The organism is Dyella halodurans, from assembly GCF_026283925.1.
GTDB lineage: Bacteria > Pseudomonadota > Gammaproteobacteria > Xanthomonadales > Rhodanobacteraceae > Dyella > Dyella halodurans.
This window is the reverse complement of sequence record NZ_JAPDPF010000001.1, coordinates 663604-679717: the sequence shown is the minus strand read 5'-3', so window position 1 is coordinate 679717 and position 16114 is coordinate 663604. Positions and strand designations below refer to the sequence as shown.

Annotated in this window: 17 protein-coding genes; 13 read left to right on the top strand and 4 right to left on the bottom strand. The window is 65.9% G+C overall.

The window, feature by feature from the left end:
* Nucleotides 1–20: 20 nt before the first annotated feature.
* From OUZ49_RS02995 to OUZ49_RS02985, 3 genes are read right to left on the bottom strand one after another with little or no spacing between them, the layout of a single operon-like run.
* The gene (locus OUZ49_RS02995) at nt 21–320 is read right to left on the bottom strand and encodes a DUF6587 family protein (RefSeq protein WP_266148453.1); all 300 of its coding nucleotides are present in this window, start codon (nt 318–320) and stop codon (nt 21–23) included.
* Nucleotides 317–2161, bottom strand: coding sequence for a ferrous iron transporter B (gene feoB / locus OUZ49_RS02990; protein ID WP_266148452.1), 1845 nt, complete (start codon nt 2159–2161; stop codon nt 317–319). Before feoB ends, OUZ49_RS02995 begins: the two co-directional genes overlap by 4 nt.
* Nucleotides 2158–2403, bottom strand: a complete 246-nt coding sequence (locus OUZ49_RS02985; RefSeq protein ID WP_266148451.1) for a FeoA family protein — start codon at nt 2401–2403, stop codon at nt 2158–2160. The genes feoB and OUZ49_RS02985 overlap by 4 nt, the downstream gene beginning before the upstream one ends.
* Before the next feature lie 113 nt (nt 2404–2516).
* Here OUZ49_RS02985 and OUZ49_RS02980 point away from each other — a divergent pair, with 113 nt between their 5' ends.
* The 13 genes from OUZ49_RS02980 (at nt 2517) to OUZ49_RS02920 (ending at nt 14368) form a co-directional block, all read left to right on the top strand.
* Nucleotides 2517–3311 carry an enoyl-CoA hydratase-related protein gene (locus tag OUZ49_RS02980; protein WP_266148450.1) on the top strand — a complete coding sequence of 265 codons (795 nt, stop codon included), beginning with the start codon at nt 2517–2519 and terminating at the stop codon, nt 3309–3311.
* A gap of 53 nt (nt 3312–3364) precedes the next feature.
* Nucleotides 3365–3757, top strand: a complete 393-nt coding sequence (locus OUZ49_RS02975; RefSeq protein ID WP_266148449.1) for a VOC family protein — start codon at nt 3365–3367, stop codon at nt 3755–3757.
* A gap of 80 nt (nt 3758–3837) precedes the next feature.
* A complete protein-coding gene (locus tag OUZ49_RS02970; RefSeq protein WP_266148448.1) occupies nt 3838–4356 on the top strand; it encodes a cupin domain-containing protein in 519 nt (172 codons plus the stop codon).
* Between the two features lie 962 nt (nt 4357–5318).
* Nucleotides 5319–7328: an acetyl-CoA carboxylase biotin carboxylase subunit gene (locus OUZ49_RS02965; RefSeq protein WP_266148447.1), complete on the top strand. Its 2010-nt coding sequence runs from the start codon at nt 5319–5321 to the stop codon at nt 7326–7328.
* Between the two features lie 23 nt (nt 7329–7351).
* Nucleotides 7352–8263, top strand: a complete 912-nt coding sequence (locus OUZ49_RS02960) for a hydroxymethylglutaryl-CoA lyase (protein ID WP_266148446.1) — start codon at nt 7352–7354, stop codon at nt 8261–8263.
* A gap of 136 nt (nt 8264–8399) precedes the next feature.
* Nucleotides 8400–9668: a sensor histidine kinase gene (locus OUZ49_RS02955; RefSeq protein WP_266148445.1), complete on the top strand. Its 1269-nt coding sequence runs from the start codon at nt 8400–8402 to the stop codon at nt 9666–9668.
* Entirely contained in the window at nt 9665–10429 is a 765-nt protein-coding gene (locus tag OUZ49_RS02950) for a LytR/AlgR family response regulator transcription factor (protein ID WP_266148443.1), read from the top strand. Before OUZ49_RS02955 ends, OUZ49_RS02950 begins: the two co-directional genes overlap by 4 nt.
* Nucleotides 10430–10472: 43 nt before the next feature.
* On the top strand, nt 10473–10847 hold the full coding sequence (locus OUZ49_RS02945; protein ID WP_266148442.1) for a hypothetical protein: 375 nt from the start codon (nt 10473–10475) through the stop codon (nt 10845–10847).
* 116 nt (nt 10848–10963) lie between these two features.
* Nucleotides 10964–12232: a metal-dependent hydrolase family protein gene (locus OUZ49_RS02940; RefSeq protein ID WP_266148643.1), complete on the top strand. Its 1269-nt coding sequence runs from the start codon at nt 10964–10966 to the stop codon at nt 12230–12232.
* Nucleotides 12229–12714: a GNAT family N-acetyltransferase gene (locus OUZ49_RS02935; RefSeq protein ID WP_266148441.1), complete on the top strand. Its 486-nt coding sequence runs from the start codon at nt 12229–12231 to the stop codon at nt 12712–12714. Before OUZ49_RS02940 ends, OUZ49_RS02935 begins: the two co-directional genes overlap by 4 nt.
* Nucleotides 12715–12723: 9 nt before the next feature.
* Nucleotides 12724–13335, top strand: coding sequence for a YdeI/OmpD-associated family protein (locus OUZ49_RS02930; RefSeq protein ID WP_266148440.1), 612 nt, complete (start codon nt 12724–12726; stop codon nt 13333–13335).
* Nucleotides 13329–13796 (top strand): GNAT family N-acetyltransferase, encoded by a 468-nt coding sequence (locus OUZ49_RS02925; protein ID WP_266148439.1) that lies wholly within the window; start codon nt 13329–13331, stop codon nt 13794–13796. The genes OUZ49_RS02930 and OUZ49_RS02925 overlap by 7 nt, the downstream gene beginning before the upstream one ends.
* Nucleotides 13793–14368 carry a GNAT family N-acetyltransferase gene (locus OUZ49_RS02920; protein ID WP_266148438.1) on the top strand — a complete coding sequence of 192 codons (576 nt, stop codon included), beginning with the start codon at nt 13793–13795 and terminating at the stop codon, nt 14366–14368. The genes OUZ49_RS02925 and OUZ49_RS02920 overlap by 4 nt, the downstream gene beginning before the upstream one ends.
* Nucleotides 14369–14456: 88 nt before the next feature.
* On the opposite strand, the gene OUZ49_RS02915 is transcribed toward OUZ49_RS02920, so the two are convergent.
* Nucleotides 14457–16112 (bottom strand): ShlB/FhaC/HecB family hemolysin secretion/activation protein, encoded by a 1656-nt coding sequence (locus OUZ49_RS02915; RefSeq protein WP_266148437.1) that lies wholly within the window; start codon nt 16110–16112, stop codon nt 14457–14459.
* Between the last annotated feature and the right edge of the window lie 2 nt (nt 16113–16114).

Sequence of the window (16114 nt, the reverse complement as noted above, 5' to 3'; positions counted from 1 at the left end):
ATACCTTGTGACAGTGGGGCTTATTTCGCGCGCGGCCGGAATTCCAGCGGCTGCACCTTGGCCTGCGCCGCCGGCGGCTTGGGGCCGCAGGCGCCACACGTGCTGCAACCGTCGCTGCAATTGCCGCTGGCCTGCTTCGGCTGCAGCTGCCGGCCAAGCGCGCGTTGCCAGGCGGCATGGCCGGGCTGGTCGAAACGCAGCGCGGCAGCGGCGAGCCAGCGATTGGTGAGCTGCGGTGCCAGTTTGCGGAACGTCACCAGGGCGCTGACCAGTACGATCGCGCCGATCACGATGTATTGCAGCAACAGCCCGGCACTCATGTCAGCAGGCTCGTGATCTGGTATGTCAGCAGCGAGGCGATGAAGGCCACCACGAACATGTAGCCGAACGAGATCGCCACGTTGCGCCACGAATTCGTCTCGCGGCGGATCACCGCCAGCGTGGACATGCACTGCGGCGCAAATGCGAACCACACCAGCAGCGACAGCGCGCTGGCCAGTGAGAAATTCGCCGCCAGGGCCTGGCCCAGACCGGCGCCGTTCGCGGCATCGCCACCCACGGCATAGACCGTGGCCAGCGCGGCCACGGCGGTTTCGCGCGCGGCAAACGCCGGGATCAGCGACACGCTGATCTGCCAGTTGAAGCCCAGCGGCGCGAAGATGTACTGCAAGCCACGACCGATATAGCCGGCGAAGCTATAGTCGATGGCCGGACCAGTGGCCCCCACGGGCGCCGCCGGGAAGGTGGAGAGGAACCACATCAGCACGGTCAGCCCCAGGATCACGCCGGTCAGGCGCTTGAGGAAGATCATGCCACGCTCCCACAGGCCGATCGCCACGTCGCGCACCTTGGGCAGGCGGTAGGACGGCAGCTCCATGAGCAAGGCGTGTTCGCTGCGATCGCGCCGCAGCTTCTTCATCACCCAACCCACGCCCATCGCGCCAAGTACGCCGGCGGCATACAGCGCGAACAACACCAGGCCCTGCATGTTGAACACGCCAAACACGCGTCGCGTGGGAATGAAGGCGCCGATCAGCAAGGCATACACCGGCAGGCGCGCCGAACAGGTCATCAAGGGCGCCACCAGGATGGTGGCGAGCCGGTCGCGCGGATCGGTGATGCTGCGCGTACCCATGATGCCCGGGATCGCACAGGCGAAGCTGGAGAGCAGCGGAATGAACGAGCGCCCGGTCAGGCCCACCGACACCATCAGGCGATCGAGCAGGAACGCCGCGCGTGGCAGGTAACCGGATTCCTCCAGCACCAGGATGAAGAAGAACAGCACCAGGATCACCGGCAGGAAGCCGAGCACGGTACCCAGGCCGCCGAAGATGCCGTCGACGATGAGGCTCTGCAACGGCCCGGCCGGCATCCACGCGGTGGCATGCGCGCCCAGCCAGCTGAAGCCATCGCCGATCAGGTCGGTCACCGGCTTGCCCGCCGCATACACGGCCTGGAATACCAGGAACATCACCACCGACAGGATCGCCAGCCCGAACACCGGATGCAGGGCCCAGCGGTCCAGCGCGTCGTCGAGTTCGGCGGTGGCGCGCGGCATGCTCACCGTCGCCGCCAGCAACGCGCGCACCTGCGCATGCAGGTCGGCGCGACTGTCGGCATCGTCGGGTTGTGCGGGGGCCGCCTGCGGAATCTCACCGTCCACCTGGGCGATCAGCGCCTTCACGCCATCGCGTCGCACGGCGACGGTTTCCACCACGGGCAGGCCGAGTCGGCGCTGCAGTTCCGGCACATCGATCACGACGCCGCGGCGACGCGCCGCATCCATCATGTTCAGTGCAAGCACCACCGGTCGACCCAGGCGCTTCACTTCCAGCACGAAGCGCAGGTGCAGGCGCAAGTTGGTGGCATCGGCGACGCAGACGATCAGGTCCGGCGCCGCTTCGCCCGGATAGACGCCCTCGCAGACATCACGGGTGATCTGCTCGTCCGGGCTGTTCGCGTCGAAGCTGTAGGTACCGGGCAAGTCGAGCACGTACAGCACGCGACCGGACGGCGCGCTGAAGCGCCCTTCCTTGCGCTCGACCGTGACGCCGGCGTAGTTGGCCACCTTCTGGCGGCCACCGGTGAGCTGGTTGAACAGTGCTGTCTTGCCGCAGTTGGGATTGCCGACCAGGGCGATACGCAGCGTACTGGCGCTCATGCCGCCACCTGCGCGCTCACCATCACCCGGGCCGCCTCGCTGCGCCGAAGCGCAAAGCGGGTGGAGCCAATCTGGATCAACAACGGGTCGGCGCCGAGCGGGCCAATGGCCACCACGCGGACCGGCTCACCCTCCACGAACCCGAGGTCGCGCAAACGCTGCGCAATCGGGTCGGAAGCATGAGCATCATCCACTCGGTCCACCACGGCAGGAGACCCTTTCGGCAGGTCGGACAGGCGCACTGGCTACCACTCAAATAAGAATGGTTCGCATTGTACGGCATTCCGCTGCTTCATGCAGTGCAGCCGGACCGCCAGCCCCCTGTTTATGATGTCGTCTTTTCCGGGAGTCCCGCATGACCGCCAGCATCCAGATTGCCGACCAGGCCGGCGTCCGTCGCATCACGCTGAACCGCCCGCAGGTTCACAACGCATTCGACGACGGGCTGATTGCCGAGCTCGCCGCCGCCCTGGCCTCGGCCGGTGAGGATCCCGCGGTGCGCGCCGTCGTATTGAGCGGCGCCGGCGCAAGTTTTTCCGCCGGCGCGGACCTGAACTGGATGCGTGGCATGGCCAGCGCCAGCGAAGCGCAAAACCGCGACGATTCGCTGCGACTCGCACGCCTGATGCGCACCCTGCAGTACCTGCCGAAGCCAACCATCGCCCGCGTCAACGGTGCGGCCTACGGCGGCGGCGTCGGCCTGGTTGCCTGCTGCGATATCGCCATTGGCGTGGACGGCGCGCGCTTCGGTCTTACCGAAGTGAAGCTTGGCCTGGTACCGGCCGTGATCTCGCCCTACGTCATCCAGGCGATCGGCCTGCGCCATGCGCGTCGCTGGTTTCTTACCGGTGAACTGTTTGATGCGGCCACCGCGCTGCAGATTGGCCTGCTGCATCAGTGCGTGCCGGCCGAGAAGCTGGATGAAACCGTCGACGCCACGCTGGCCTCGCTGTCCAAGGCGGGCGCGCTGGCCCAGGCCGAGGCCAAGCAGCTTGCCTTGCGTGTCGCGGGTGCCAGCGAGCTTGAAGCGGAGCGTCTCGACCAGCAGAACGCCGCACTGATCGCACGCCTGCGCGTATCGCCCGAGGGACAGGAAGGGCTCACTGCTTTCCTCGGTAAGCGCCCACCCGCCTGGTGCACCAAGGACTAACGTCTCGCCCGGAGCTCGCAGCTAGTCTCGCCGTTTACCCTAGGGATACCACCATGATCGATCACATCGGTTTACAGGTCTCCGGCTATGAACGCAGCCGCGAGTTCTATCGCAAGGTGCTGGCGCCCCTCGGCGGCGTGCTGGTGATGGAGGTGACGGCAGCGCAGACAGGCGATGGCGACCATGCCGGTTTCGGCGTGCAAGGCGTGCCCAACTTCTGGATCGGCACCTCCTCCAACGGCATGGCGACTGGACCCGTCCACATCGCTTTCGTCGCGCCCAATCGCGCGGCCGTGGATGATTTTTTCCTGATCGCGCTGGCGGCCGGCGCCAAGGACAACGGTCCGCCAGGGCTGCGTCCGCACTATCACGAGCATTACTACGGCGCCTTCGTGCTCGATCCGGACGGCCACAATATCGAAGCGGTGTGCCACCGGCCGGAATGACCGCAAGCCCGGGCCTTCCTGCGCCGCCAACGTGAAACCCAAGGGCGATATCCCCGCAACCCTCCATCGGAGGCCACGTCATGACGCATCCCATCATCAATATCGCCAACGTCGAACTGCAACCGTTCCCTCCGGGCATGGGCCCCTCCGGCGACGTCGCCGAGCGCTTCGAGGCACGCATGGGCCGCTTCTCGGCCCAGATCGGCGCGCAGAAGCTCGGCTACAACATCACCGCCGTGCCACCGGGCAAGCGCGCATTTCCCTTCCACTGCCATCGTTTCAACGAGGAAATGTTCTTCGTGCTCGAAGGCACCGGCGAGGTGCGCATCGGCAGCGAACGACACCCCATCCGCGCAGGTGACGTCATCGCCTGCCCGCCGGGTGGTCCGGAGCGCGCCCACCAGATCATCAACACCGGCACCGTCGAGTTGCGCTATCTCGCCGTCAGCACCAAGCAGACGCCGGAGGTGTGTGAATACCCGGATACCGGCAAGTACGGCGTGATCGCGGAGTACGGCCCGGCTGCGGATGGTTCGCCGCAGGTGTTTCGGGTCGTGAATGTGCCGGGGGCTTCGGTGGATTATTGGGAGGGGGAATGAGGTTGGCGCGTAGCGCCTGCTTGGGCGTTTGCTCGTCGTTCGTGCGGCTCCCTTCTGATCTGGCGGCTCTGACCCAGCGGTGCCGCGACCGGGCTCGCCTGCGGCGGGCTTCCGAGCCGCTGCCGCGGCCCGGGTTACTTCTCTTTGCGTGGCCACGCGCGTGCAGGAGCACGCGTGAACGGCGAAGCCGGCCCGAAGGGCGGAGGGCAGGATGCCCGGAGTAAAGAGAAGTAACCAAGAGAAAGGCCACCCCGATGGCGCGCCTTCCGGGCTACGCCCTCCAGGTGCGCGGGTGGGTTACGGAGGTTTGTCGACAGGGCTCCTGCCCTGACGACAAACTGGCTCGCATCCCTGCGAGCCACCCTGCGGGCTTTTCCTTCACCCACCCGCCGCGCCATAGGGGACCCGGAGAGCGGCAGAGCAACCCCCAAGGCCAAAGCCAAGGGCAAAGGCACAGCGAAAGCCAAGCAAGTGCGATGAGCAGCGCACCGCGCTGCTCGAGCTTGGTGCTTTTGACGTGTGGGGCCCCTGTGCGGCGGTGAGGGGCGGACGATCAGGCCCCGCAGGGGGCATCGGCAGGGATGCCGATGCCTTTTCGTCAGGGCAGGAGCCCTGTCGAAAAGCCCGGCCGACCCTCACGGACTTGCCGAGCTTCAGCTCGGCAAGCGCCAAGCGGGGTGCCCTTCTCTTTGGTTACTTTCTCTTGGGCACGCAAGAGAAAGTGACCCGGCCTCCGGCAGGAGGACGGAAGCCCGCCGCAGGCGAGCCAGGTCGCCGTCACATCGCAACAGAGCGAAAGGCACTGGATGACTCGCTGCGCTCGCCCCTTCGGGGCCGCCCTAGGGGCGTGCTGCGCGCATCGCGACGATGACACGCGAACATCGCCCGAATGCTGCGCCGCGCATCGGCTCCGTCACGCCGATCTGCTACGTTTAGGCACTTCGCACAACCCCGGAAGCCGCATGTTCGAGCGCGTACTGATTGCCAATCGCGGCGAAATCGCCTGTCGTGTGATCCGCACCTGCCGACGCCTGGGCATTCGCACCATCGCCGTGTATTCGGAAGCGGATGCCAACGCGCAGCATGTGCGGCTGGCCGATGAGTCGTGGCCTATTGGTGGTCCCCGTCCGACGGATTCGTATCTGCGCGGCGACGTGATCCTCGACGTGGCGCGCAAGTCGGGGGCGCAGGCGATCCACCCGGGTTATGGCTTTCTCTCCGAAAACACGGCGTTTGCCCGCGCCTGTACCGATGCGGGCATCGCCTTTATCGGTCCTCGGCCGGAAAGCATCGATGCGATGGGTTCCAAGGCAGCTGCCAAGGCCTTGATGGAACAGCACGAGGTGCCGCTGGTTCCCGGCTATCACGGTGCCGACCAGTCGGCCGAGGTGTTGGCCGAACAGGCACGTCGCACCGGTTTCCCGTTGATGATCAAGGCGGCCTCCGGTGGCGGCGGCAAGGGCATGCGCATCGTGCGCAGCGAGGCGGAGTTCGCCGACGCGCTGGCGTCCGCGCAGCGCGAAGCCGCCAGTGCATTCGGCGATACGCGGGTAATCCTCGAGCGCTATGTGGACCATCCGCGGCATATTGAATTCCAGGTGTTCGGCGATATCCACGGCAACGTGATCCACCTCAACGAGCGTGAATGCTCGGCGCAGCGGCGCTACCAGAAAGTCCTGGAAGAAACCCCCTCGCCTTTTCTCGATGACGCGCGCCGCAGCGCAATGGGCGCCGCCGCCGTGGCCGCCGCCAAGGCGGTGAACTACGTAGGCGCCGGCACGGTGGAATTCATCGTCGGCCAGGATGGCGAGTTCTTCTTCATGGAGATGAATACCCGCCTGCAGGTCGAACATCCGGTGACCGAGGAGACCCTGGGGCTGGATCTGGTCGAGTGGCAGCTACGCGTTGCGTTTGGCGAGCCCCTGCCGCTGTTGCAGGAGCAGGTCCACGCGCACGGCCACGCTATTGAAGTGCGCCTGTACGCGGAAGATCCCGACCAGAACTTCCTGCCAGGCTCCGGCAAGCTGCAGACGCTGCGCCTGCCCGCGCCTTCGCGGCATGTGCGCATTGACGGTGGCGTGGTCGAAGGCGACACGGTCACCATCTTCTACGACCCGATGATCGCCAAGCTCATCGTCTGGGACAAGGATCGCCCACAGGCTTTGCAGCGTCTTCGCGACGCATTGATGGGCGGCGAAATCGTGGGACCAAAGTCCAATATCGCCTTTCTCGAACGACTGGCACGCCACCCCGCCGTGGTTGAAGGCCGTATCGATACCGGCTATCTCGATCGGCATCTCGGCGAATTCCTCGCGGGTGACGCGGCATCGGACCCTCACGCGCTATTCGCCGCAGCGGTTGCGGCGCTGCTGGACGACGAGGGCGTCGTGATGGTGAACGCGCGCGATGGCAGCGATCCCTATTCGCCCTGGTCACGTGCCGACGCGTGGCGCGTGGGCCACGCCGGCAAGCGCATCGTCGCACTGTCGTTGCACGGCCATCGTTACGAAATCGAGGCGCACGGCCACGATGGCAACTACCAGCTGCATCACGGCGATGCGAACGTCGATGTGCGAGGCGCACGGTACGATGGCGAGTACCTCAGTGCACGCTTTGACGACGAAGCACTGCGCCTGCCGGTGCGCGCCGACGGCGCCCGTGTCACGGTGCACGACGGTGCCGGCAACCGCCACAGTTTCGAACGCGCGCCCGCTTTTGCCTGGCAGACCAAGGAAGGCGGTGGCGGCAACCAGATCGCCGCGCCGATGCCGGGTCGTATCGTGCTGGTCAAGTCCCAGCCCGGCGATAGCGTGGTCGAAGGCCAGGAACTGCTGGTGATGGAGGCGATGAAGATGGAGCTGGCATTGAAAGCGCCACGCGCCGGCACCATCGAAAGCATCAGCGCCGCCCAAGGCGACTTCGTGGAAGCCGATGCGGTGCTGGTCCGGTTTGTTGCGGACGCTCATCCCTGATCGCCAGGATCCAGAGACACGCCATGAATACGTCATCCACTCAAGCCGACCACGTCCGCATCGTCGAAGTCGGTGCGCGTGATGGCCTGCAGAACGAAAAGACCTTGCTGCCGACCGACGTCAAGATCGCGCTGATCGATCGCCTATCCAGCACCGGTCTGAAAACGATCGAGGCCACCAGCTTCGTCAGCCCCAAATGGGTGCCGCAGATGGCCGACGCCGCCGAGGTCTACCAGGGCATCCGCAAGCTGCCCGGCGTGGGTTACCCGGTGCTGGTGCCCAATGAACAGGGTTATGAGCGGGCCCGCGCGGTCGGCGTCAGCGAGATCGCCGTGTTCACCGCGGCATCGGAAGCGTTCAACCGCACGAACATCAACGCCTCGATCGATGAATCGATCGAACGCTTCACGCCGGTGCTCGCACGCGCCAAGGCGGATGGCGTGAAAGTGCGCGGCTATGTGTCCACCGTGCTCGGCTGCCCGTATCAGGGCGAGGTGGCCGTCAGCGACGTGGTGCGCGTGGCGCGCCGCCTGCATGAGCTGGGCTGCTACGAGATTTCGCTGGGCGACACCATTGGCGTGGGCACGCCGGCCAAGGCACGCGCCATGCTGCAAGCGGTGGCGCAAGAGGTGCCGATGGCCGCCTTGGCCGTGCATTTCCACGACACCTACGGCCAGGCGCTGGCCAATATCCTCAGTTGCCTGGAGGAAGGCGTAAGAGTCGTCGACAGTGCCGTCTCCGGCACCGGCGGCTGCCCCTATGCCAAGGGCGCCACCGGCAATGTCGCCAGCGAGGACGTGGTCTACATGCTGCATGGCATGGGCCTGCACACCGGCATCGACCTGGACATCCTGGTGGCCACCGGCGCCTGGCTGGCCGCCCAGCTGCACAAGGAAACCGCCAGCCGGGTGACGCGGGCGCGCACCGCCAGCTGAGCGACGCCGGGCGGCAATTTCACGCCCGCTCAAGGCGGCTTCGTCGCGGCCATCCCGGTTTCGTCGAAAAGGGCCCCCGGGCCGGAACCAGGCTGAGTATGCTCTCGGCCATTCCACCGATGCCCAAGGTTCCGCCGTGATCAAGAGTCTGCTCTTTGTTGCCCGCCTGGTCCTGGCATGGTTCCTTGCCCTGCTGTTCGCCGCCCTGATGATTTCCAACAGCGCCCCCTTCCGTTACCGGGATACGGGCGGTGCGTTCGTGCTGCTGATTGCCATCGCCCTGCTGATGGTGGTCACCGGCGCCGTGTCGCACCTACGCCGCGTGCGACTAATCGCCGGCCATATCGATGAAGACACCCTGGGCAACCGGCAGCGGCGGCGCGTGGAAATTCCATTCGAAGCGGACGAGGCATTCGACCTGCTCGATGCGGCCATCCGCGAGCTGCCGCGCACCGAGGACATCGAGAGCGCCCGCGACAGCCTGCAAATCCGCGCCAAGGTCCAGCGCCCCCTGCCCTACGGCAGCAGCGTGTTCGGCCGGCTGGACCCGTCCACCTGGTTTGGCCATCTGCGCAACCAGATCTTTGCCACCATCACGCCCGGCGATGGCACCGGCAGCGTCACCCTGATCTGCGAGCCCGAGGCCGGCGCCTGGAGCGACTGGTTCCGCGTGGACGACGGCACCAACCTCGAGAATGCCGAAGCGATCACCCGCGCCATCACCCGCCGCATGTCCGAAAAGCGCCGCCACGAGAAAATGCGCGCCGCGCAATCGGAAAGCGAAAAGGAACGCACGGTGGCGCGCCTCAACCTGCTGCACGCCCAGGTCGAACCGCACTTCCTGTACAACACGCTGGCCAGCGCGCAGTACCTCACGCGCAGCGACCCGGCCCAGGCCGACCAGATGCTCGGCCACCTGATTCATTACCTGCGCCATTCCCTGCCCACCACCGAGGACGCGCTGTCCACCCTGGGCGATGAGCTGGAGCGCACCCGCGCGTATCTGGAAATCATGCGGCTGCGCATGGGCCCGCGCCTGTCGCTGCAGATCGACGTACCCGATGCGCTGCGCGCCGTCTCGCTGCCGCCGATGATGTTGCAGACCCTGGTGGAGAACGCGATCAAGCATGGCCTGGAACCCAAGCCCGGCGGCGGCACGATCTGGATACGGGCGCGCCTGGATGGCGATGTCGTCAGCATCACCATCGCCGATGACGGCCGCGGCTTCAGCGCTGCCAGCGGCGGTACCGGCATCGGCCTGAAGAACGTGCGCGAACGCCTGCGCCTGATCTATGGCGCCGCCGCTTCACTGTCCGTCGTCAGCAATGCACCGGAAGGTGTGGCCAGCACCATCACCGTGCCGCGCAAGATCGCGGCGGCGGGCGAGCAGGAGGCTGCGACGTGACCACCGCCATCCTTGCCGAAGATGAGGCACTGCTGCGCTCCGCCTTGCGCGATCTGTTGGCCCAGGTATGGCCCGAGCTGGACGTGCTGGCCGAGTGCGAGGACGGCGCCGGCGCGCTCGAGGCGATCGACGCGCACCACCCCGACGTCGCCTTTCTCGACATCCGCATGCCCGGCCTGAGCGGACTGGAAGTGGCCGCCGCCGCGGCCGAGGCCAGCCCGGCCACGCAAGTCGTGTTCACCACGGCCTACGACCAATACGCCATCGATGCGTTCGAGCGCGGCGCGGTGGACTACCTGCTCAAGCCGATCACCGCGGACCGCCTGACCGCCACGGTGCAGCGACTCAAGACCCGCGCGAGCGGCCGCCCCGCCGACACCGCGGCGCTGACCGAGCTGCTGCGCGAACTGTCGATCGGCAACACCGCGGGAACGCCACCGTTGACCTGGATCACCGCCAGCAACGGGCGTGAGACGCGCCTGATCATGGTGGACGACGTCGCCTACTTCCGCGCCGACAACAAGTACACCGTGGCCATGACCGCCGAAGGCGAAGCGCTGCTGCGCAAGCCGATCCGTGAGCTGGCCGCCATGCTCGACCCCAGCCTGTTCAAGCAGATCCATCGCTCGACCATCGTCAATCTCAGGGCGATCGCGTCGATTGTTCGTGACGACACCGGCAAGGGCACCCTGCGTCTCAAGCAGCGCCCGGAAACGCTGGTGGTGAGCCAACCCTTCATGGCGCTGTTCCGCAACATGTGAGCTTCCTGGCGAAGCCACGCAGCGCCCGGTCCAAGAGGTCCCCATGAACAAGTTCATCGCATTGCTTCCCCTGCTGCTGTTGCTCGCCGGCTGCGAACAAGGACGCACGGTCGTGGTTCATTCGATCGCCAATGGCCATGACGTGGTCTATAGCAAGGTCAACGTCACCGGCCCGCTCGCCAGCTTTCGCTGCCTACGCAGTGAGAGTGGCGAGTGCCACTACACCGTCGTGGCGAACGAATGCGCGCCCGCCAGCACCGCCTGCCCGTCAGCGCCGCTGCACTTCGCCGTGCGCGAAGGCGATATGCGCGTCAATACCAGCCTGCCTGCCGGCTTTCAAAGTTGCGTCACCGCTACGCCGGCGCCCGACGAGGATTGCAAGCAGCTGATGGCGGATGCCGGCCGCACGTCACGCTGAGCATCGGCTCGCCGCCGGACGCCACACCTCGCTAGAATCGGGCTTTGGTCCGGTAGGAACTGGCGATGCGGTGGAATCAAGGCAAGGCTTGGACTGGCGCTCTCCTGGCCACGCTGATGCTTGGCGTCGCGACCGCGATGGCTGCCCCGCCCCACGCCGATATCCTGTTGCTGCCTGAGCGCGTCTGGACGGCCGACGGCGATAACGCGCACAGGGGCTGGGCTGTGCTGGTCCACAACGGCGCCATCGCGGCGGTGGGGCCGCTCGACACCATCAAGAGTCCCGCCGACGCGCAACGCATCGTCCTGCCCGGCACCACCTTGACGCCCGGCCTGATCGACCTGCACTCCCACGTGTTCCTGCATCCGTACAACGAAACCCTGTGGAACGACCAGGTGCTCAAGGAGCCGCAGGACTACCGCACGCTGGAAGCCGCCACGCATGCGCGCGCCACGCTGTTGGCCGGCTTCACTACCTTGCGCGATCTCGGCACCGAAGGCGCCGGCTTTGCCGATGTCTCGCTCAAGCGTGCGATCGACGAGGGCATGATTCCCGGACCGCGGCTGTTCGTGGCAACCCGTGCCATTGTTGCCACTGCCAGCTATGGGCCCGGCCCTCGCGGCTTCCGGCCGGATATGGATCTACCCGGCGGCGCGCAGGAGATCAGCGGTGTCGACGAAGCCATCCGCGCGACGCGCGAACAGGCCGGGCGCGGCGCGGACTGGATCAAGCTGTACGCCGACTACCGCGTCGGCGCGGACGGCAGTACGCAACCCACGCTGTCGCTGGCCGAGATGAAGGCCATCGTCGATACCGCGCATCTCTCGGGCCGCCCGGTGGCCGCGCATGCATCCAGCGATGCCGGCGTGCGCCTGGCGGTGGATGCCGGCGTGGACAGCATCGAACATGGTTACGGCGCCAGCGAAGCCACGTTCCGGCTGCTGAAGCAGCACAACGTGGCTTACGAGCCGACGTTGACGGCAGTCGAATCGACGGCGCAGTACTTCGAACACTACGTGCCCGGACAAAGCGAGCCCACGCCGCGCATGCGCGAGTCCGAACGCGCCTTCCGCACCGCGCTGAAGCTCGGCGTGACCATCGGCAATGGCAGCGATGTGGGCGTGTTTACCCATGGCGAGAACTGGCGCGAGCCCGCCGCGATGGTGCGCGACGGCATGACGCCACCCCAGGCACTACATGCGGCCACCGATGTGGCGGCACGCATACTCCGCCAGCAGGACCGCTTCGGCCGCATCGCCCCCGGTCTGCGCGCCGACCTCGTCGCCTTCAATGGCGACCCGAGCACGCATATCGATGACCTCCAACACCCCGTCTTCGTGATGAAGGACGGCACCATCTACCGCACACCACCAACGACGCCATGACCGACTTTCTTATCCGTCCCATCGAAGCCTGCGACAACCCCGCCGTGGCGAACATCATCCGCACCGTGATGCCCGAGTTCGGCGCCGACGGCCCGGGTTTTGCCATTCATGACGCTGAAGTGGATGGCATGCACGAAGCATACGCGCGACCGCGCAGCGCGTATTTCGTGGTTGAACGCGACGGCGTGGTGATCGGCGGCGGTGGCATCGCCCCCTTGGAGGGCGGCGAAGCGGACGTATGCGAATTGCGCAAGATGTACTTCCTGCCCGAGGCACGAGGCATCGGCGCAGGCAGCGCCATGATGCTGCTCTGCCTCGATACGGCGCGTTCGCATGGCTTCCAGCGCTGTTACCTGGAGACCCTGAGCGGCATGGATGCCGCGCAGACGCTTTATCGTCGTCATGGTTTCACCAGGCTGGACGCGCCGATGGGCGGCACCGGCCACTTCAGCTGCGACAAATTCTTTATCCGCGAACTGTGAGGCCTCGCCATGGGCAGCCACGATCCACGCGTCGATAGCTACATCGCCAAGTCGGCAGCCTTCGCCCAGCCGATCCTCGAGCACCTGCGTGCACAGGTACACGCCAGCTGCCCCGAGGTAGAAGAAGACATCAAGTGGAGCATGCCATTCTTCATCTACCGCGGATCGCCGATGTGCCAGATGGCGGCGTTCAAGCAGCACTGCGCGTTCGGTTTCTGGAAACACAAGGATGTAGTCGGCGAGCAAGCAGGGGCGGGCGACGACGGCATGGGTCAATTTGGCAAGATCGCGACCCTGAAAGACCTGCCGCCAAAAAAGGCGTTCTCGGCATCGATCAAGAAGGCGATGGCGGTGATTGAAACCGGCGCCAGGCCAAAGCGCGCCAAGAGCGCGCCCAAGCCGCCGCCCTCCATGCCCGATGACCTCGCCGCCCTGCTTGCCCTGAAGAAGCATGCAGCGGCACGCAAGGCTTATGACGCCTTCCCGCCCAGCGCCCAACGCGAATACGTCGATTGGATCAGCGAGGCCAAAACTGAGGCCACGCGGCAGAAGCGCATCGCCACGACGCTGGAATGGCTGGCTGAAGGCAAGCGGCGCAACTGGAAGTACGAGTCATGCTGAAAGCACCCGCGCTCCGCTTCGACATCGACGACCCGGCCGCGCCGGATGTCGCCCCATTGCTCCACGAACTGGACGGCTATCTGGCCGAGCTGTATCCCACCGGCAATATCCAGCCGGTATCGGTGCAAGCGCTCAAGCAACCCAATGTCACCTTCCTCGCCGCCCGCGTCGATGGCAGACCCGTCGCCTGTGGTGCCTGCGTCTGGCACGAGGACTACGTCGAGGTGAAGCGCATGTACGTGTTGCCCGCCTGTCGCGGACTGGGCCTGGGCAAGCAGCTGCTGGAAGCGCTGGAGCGAGAGGTCGCGCGCGCCGGCGGCAAGCTGATTCGGCTGGAGACCGGCACGGCCCAGGCCGAGGCGCTGGAACTCTACGGACGCGCCGGCTACCGCCGCTGCGCGCCGTTCGGCGAGCATCGCGCCAACCCACTCAGCATCTGCATGGAGAAGTCCCTCGCATGATTCGTATCGCTCACGCCGACGATGCAGCCGCCGTCCACGACATCTATACGCCATCGGTGCTCGACGGCGTGGCCACCTTCGAAACCGACTTGCCCGGCGTGGACGCCATGCGCGAACGCATCCTGGGCCGGCTCAAGCAGTACCCGTGGCTGGTGTGGGAAGAACACGGCCGCGTGCTCGCCTATGCCTACGCCAGCCGCTTCCGTGAGCGCGCCGCCTACGACTGGATTGCCGAGACCTCGATCTACGTGCATGCCGACGCGCGCCGGCGCGGCATCGCCCGTCGGCTCTATGGCGTGCTGCTCGACGCGATGCGACTGCAAGGACTGAACCAGGCGGTCGGTGTCATCACGCTACCCGGCGAAGGCAGCGTCACCATGCACGAGGCGATGGGCTTCACCCCGGCCGGCGTGTGGCGTAGCTCGGGCCATAAGCTCGGCCAGTGGTGGGACGTAGGCGTCTGGCAAAAGGAGCTGCAGTCGCCCGTCACGCCGCCCATGCCGGTGGTTCCGTTTGCGCAACTACGGGAAACCTCGGCCTGGGCCGAGCTTATGCACCGCACCAACATTTGAAATAACGCCAGGAGCACATGCTGCGCGCGACTGCTCGGGCCGCGCGCAGCATGGTTCCATCAGGCGCATCGCTTGCGCTTACGCAGCATCAGTCGAAATGCGCCGTGATGCGAAAGTCGAAGCGCACACTGTCCTGGTCGGGTATCACCGTGTTGAACGGCTTGGCCACGTCGGCCGAGGCCGTCAGCCAGCGATAGTTATAGCTTGCACCCACGCCCGCACCGGTGATGTCCTGACTGCTCGGATAAGCCGCGAACACTTCGCCATGATCGACGAAGCCGAAGACGTCCAGGCGCTCGCCAATGGAACGGTGCAGTTCCAGGGCGGCGTAATAGCCCCTGGCACCGGACAGCACGCCTCGCTCGTATCCACGCACGCTGCCGGGCCCGCCGATCTGGAACAGGTTGGCGGAAGGCACGTTATAGCCCGTGCTGAACTGCCATCCCAGGTCAGCGCGTAGCGCCCAACGCGATTGCCACAGCCGCTGAATGAAGTACGCGCTGCCCGGCGCAATGGTGAAGTCGGTCTTGCCGAGCAGGGGCTCGTCCGAATGGATGCGGGTAGCCAGTTGGGTGGCACCCCAGCGCTGACCGTCGGACTGATGCGACAGGCTAGCGCCCAGCGTCCAGGAAGTAGTGCGCGTGTCGGCAATGCTCTGGCCGCTGATGTGCGTGCTCGAATCGGTGATCGAGTACGAGCCAATACCGCTGAACAGCCAGTCCAGCGTGGCGATAAGCGGCTGGTTGTAGTTCAGTGCGGTGACCGACGAAGTGCCCTGGATATTGATGTTGCGGAACGCCTCGTTGATCACGTTGATCTGGCTGTGCGCGTAGCTGACACCGAGCCGGCCGTTGTTGGGGAACAACGGTACCGAATAGGAAACGGAGCCGTCGTTGCCTCCGCTGGAGTGCGCAACGTTGCCATCGAGCATGTCATCGATGCCGAGCAGGCCGTAGAGATGCCCCTGCAAGCCGATGCGATTGCGGCCCGTATTGTCCACGCCACCGTTGTCGACGAAGGCATCCAGCGCAAAACGGCTAGGCTCCTGCACCTCCAGCTGGACGTCGGTAAGCCCACGCGCGGCGCCGGGCTCCAGCAGGGCGCGAGCCTGCAAATCGGTGGTGCGATTCAAGGTGACCAGGTTCTCCCGCAGCTGGTCGGAGTCGACGACTTCGCCTTGCTGCAGGCCGAGGCGCTTGGTCAGGTAGTGGTCGCTCACGTGGCGCTTGCCGCTGATCGCGACCTTGCCCAAGCGTCCTTCCACCAGCTCCACGTGCACCACGCCGTCGACGATGGGTTGGTTCTTCAGCAAGGCGCGAGCGGTGGTGATCTTGCGTGCTCGATACAGGCCATTGACCGCATCGATCATCTGCGCCAGCTCGGCACCATCGACCTCCCTACCCTCGAACGGCTTCACCGTAGCCTGCAGCAGCTCGGGCCTTAGCAAGGCCGAAGGGGTGAACTCCACGCGCTTGAGCATAAAACGTGCGGTCGCATGCGCCTTCGGACTGGCCGACGGCGGCGCGGGCTGTTGCAGCGGATTGGTGGGCGCCGTGGGCGGCGGCGTCTGTAGCTGCTCGTAGTAGCGCTGCTGTCGTTGCGCGTCGTTTTGCAAGGTACTCGGCGGTGTCAGCGTCTGCGCCTGCGCCGGCGACAACGCCAGCACGCCACTGCCACAACCTGCTGCCAAGGCCGCACTCATCACCACGCGGCGCCACGGCGCCGTTTCCCTGTTTGCCTGCATGT

Coding starts and splice junctions, on each gene's coding strand:
- OUZ49_RS02995 (WP_266148453.1), bottom strand. CDS start 320: ATGAGTGCCGGGCTGTTGCTGCAATACATCGTGATCGGCGCGATCGTA.
- feoB (WP_266148452.1), bottom strand. CDS start 2,161: ATGAGCGCCAGTACGCTGCGTATCGCCCTGGTCGGCAATCCCAACTGC.
- OUZ49_RS02980 (WP_266148450.1), top strand. CDS start 2,517: ATGACCGCCAGCATCCAGATTGCCGACCAGGCCGGCGTCCGTCGCATC.
- OUZ49_RS02975 (WP_266148449.1), top strand. CDS start 3,365: ATGATCGATCACATCGGTTTACAGGTCTCCGGCTATGAACGCAGCCGC.
- OUZ49_RS02970 (WP_266148448.1), top strand. CDS start 3,838: ATGACGCATCCCATCATCAATATCGCCAACGTCGAACTGCAACCGTTC.
- OUZ49_RS02965 (WP_266148447.1), top strand. CDS start 5,319: ATGTTCGAGCGCGTACTGATTGCCAATCGCGGCGAAATCGCCTGTCGT.
- OUZ49_RS02960 (WP_266148446.1), top strand. CDS start 7,352: ATGAATACGTCATCCACTCAAGCCGACCACGTCCGCATCGTCGAAGTC.
- OUZ49_RS02945 (WP_266148442.1), top strand. CDS start 10,473: ATGAACAAGTTCATCGCATTGCTTCCCCTGCTGCTGTTGCTCGCCGGC.
- OUZ49_RS02940 (WP_266148643.1), top strand. CDS start 10,964: ATGCTTGGCGTCGCGACCGCGATGGCTGCCCCGCCCCACGCCGATATC.
- OUZ49_RS02935 (WP_266148441.1), top strand. CDS start 12,229: ATGACCGACTTTCTTATCCGTCCCATCGAAGCCTGCGACAACCCCGCC.
- OUZ49_RS02930 (WP_266148440.1), top strand. CDS start 12,724: ATGGGCAGCCACGATCCACGCGTCGATAGCTACATCGCCAAGTCGGCA.
- OUZ49_RS02925 (WP_266148439.1), top strand. CDS start 13,329: ATGCTGAAAGCACCCGCGCTCCGCTTCGACATCGACGACCCGGCCGCG.
- OUZ49_RS02920 (WP_266148438.1), top strand. CDS start 13,793: ATGATTCGTATCGCTCACGCCGACGATGCAGCCGCCGTCCACGACATC.
- OUZ49_RS02915 (WP_266148437.1), bottom strand. CDS start 16,112: ATGCAGGCAAACAGGGAAACGGCGCCGTGGCGCCGCGTGGTGATGAGT.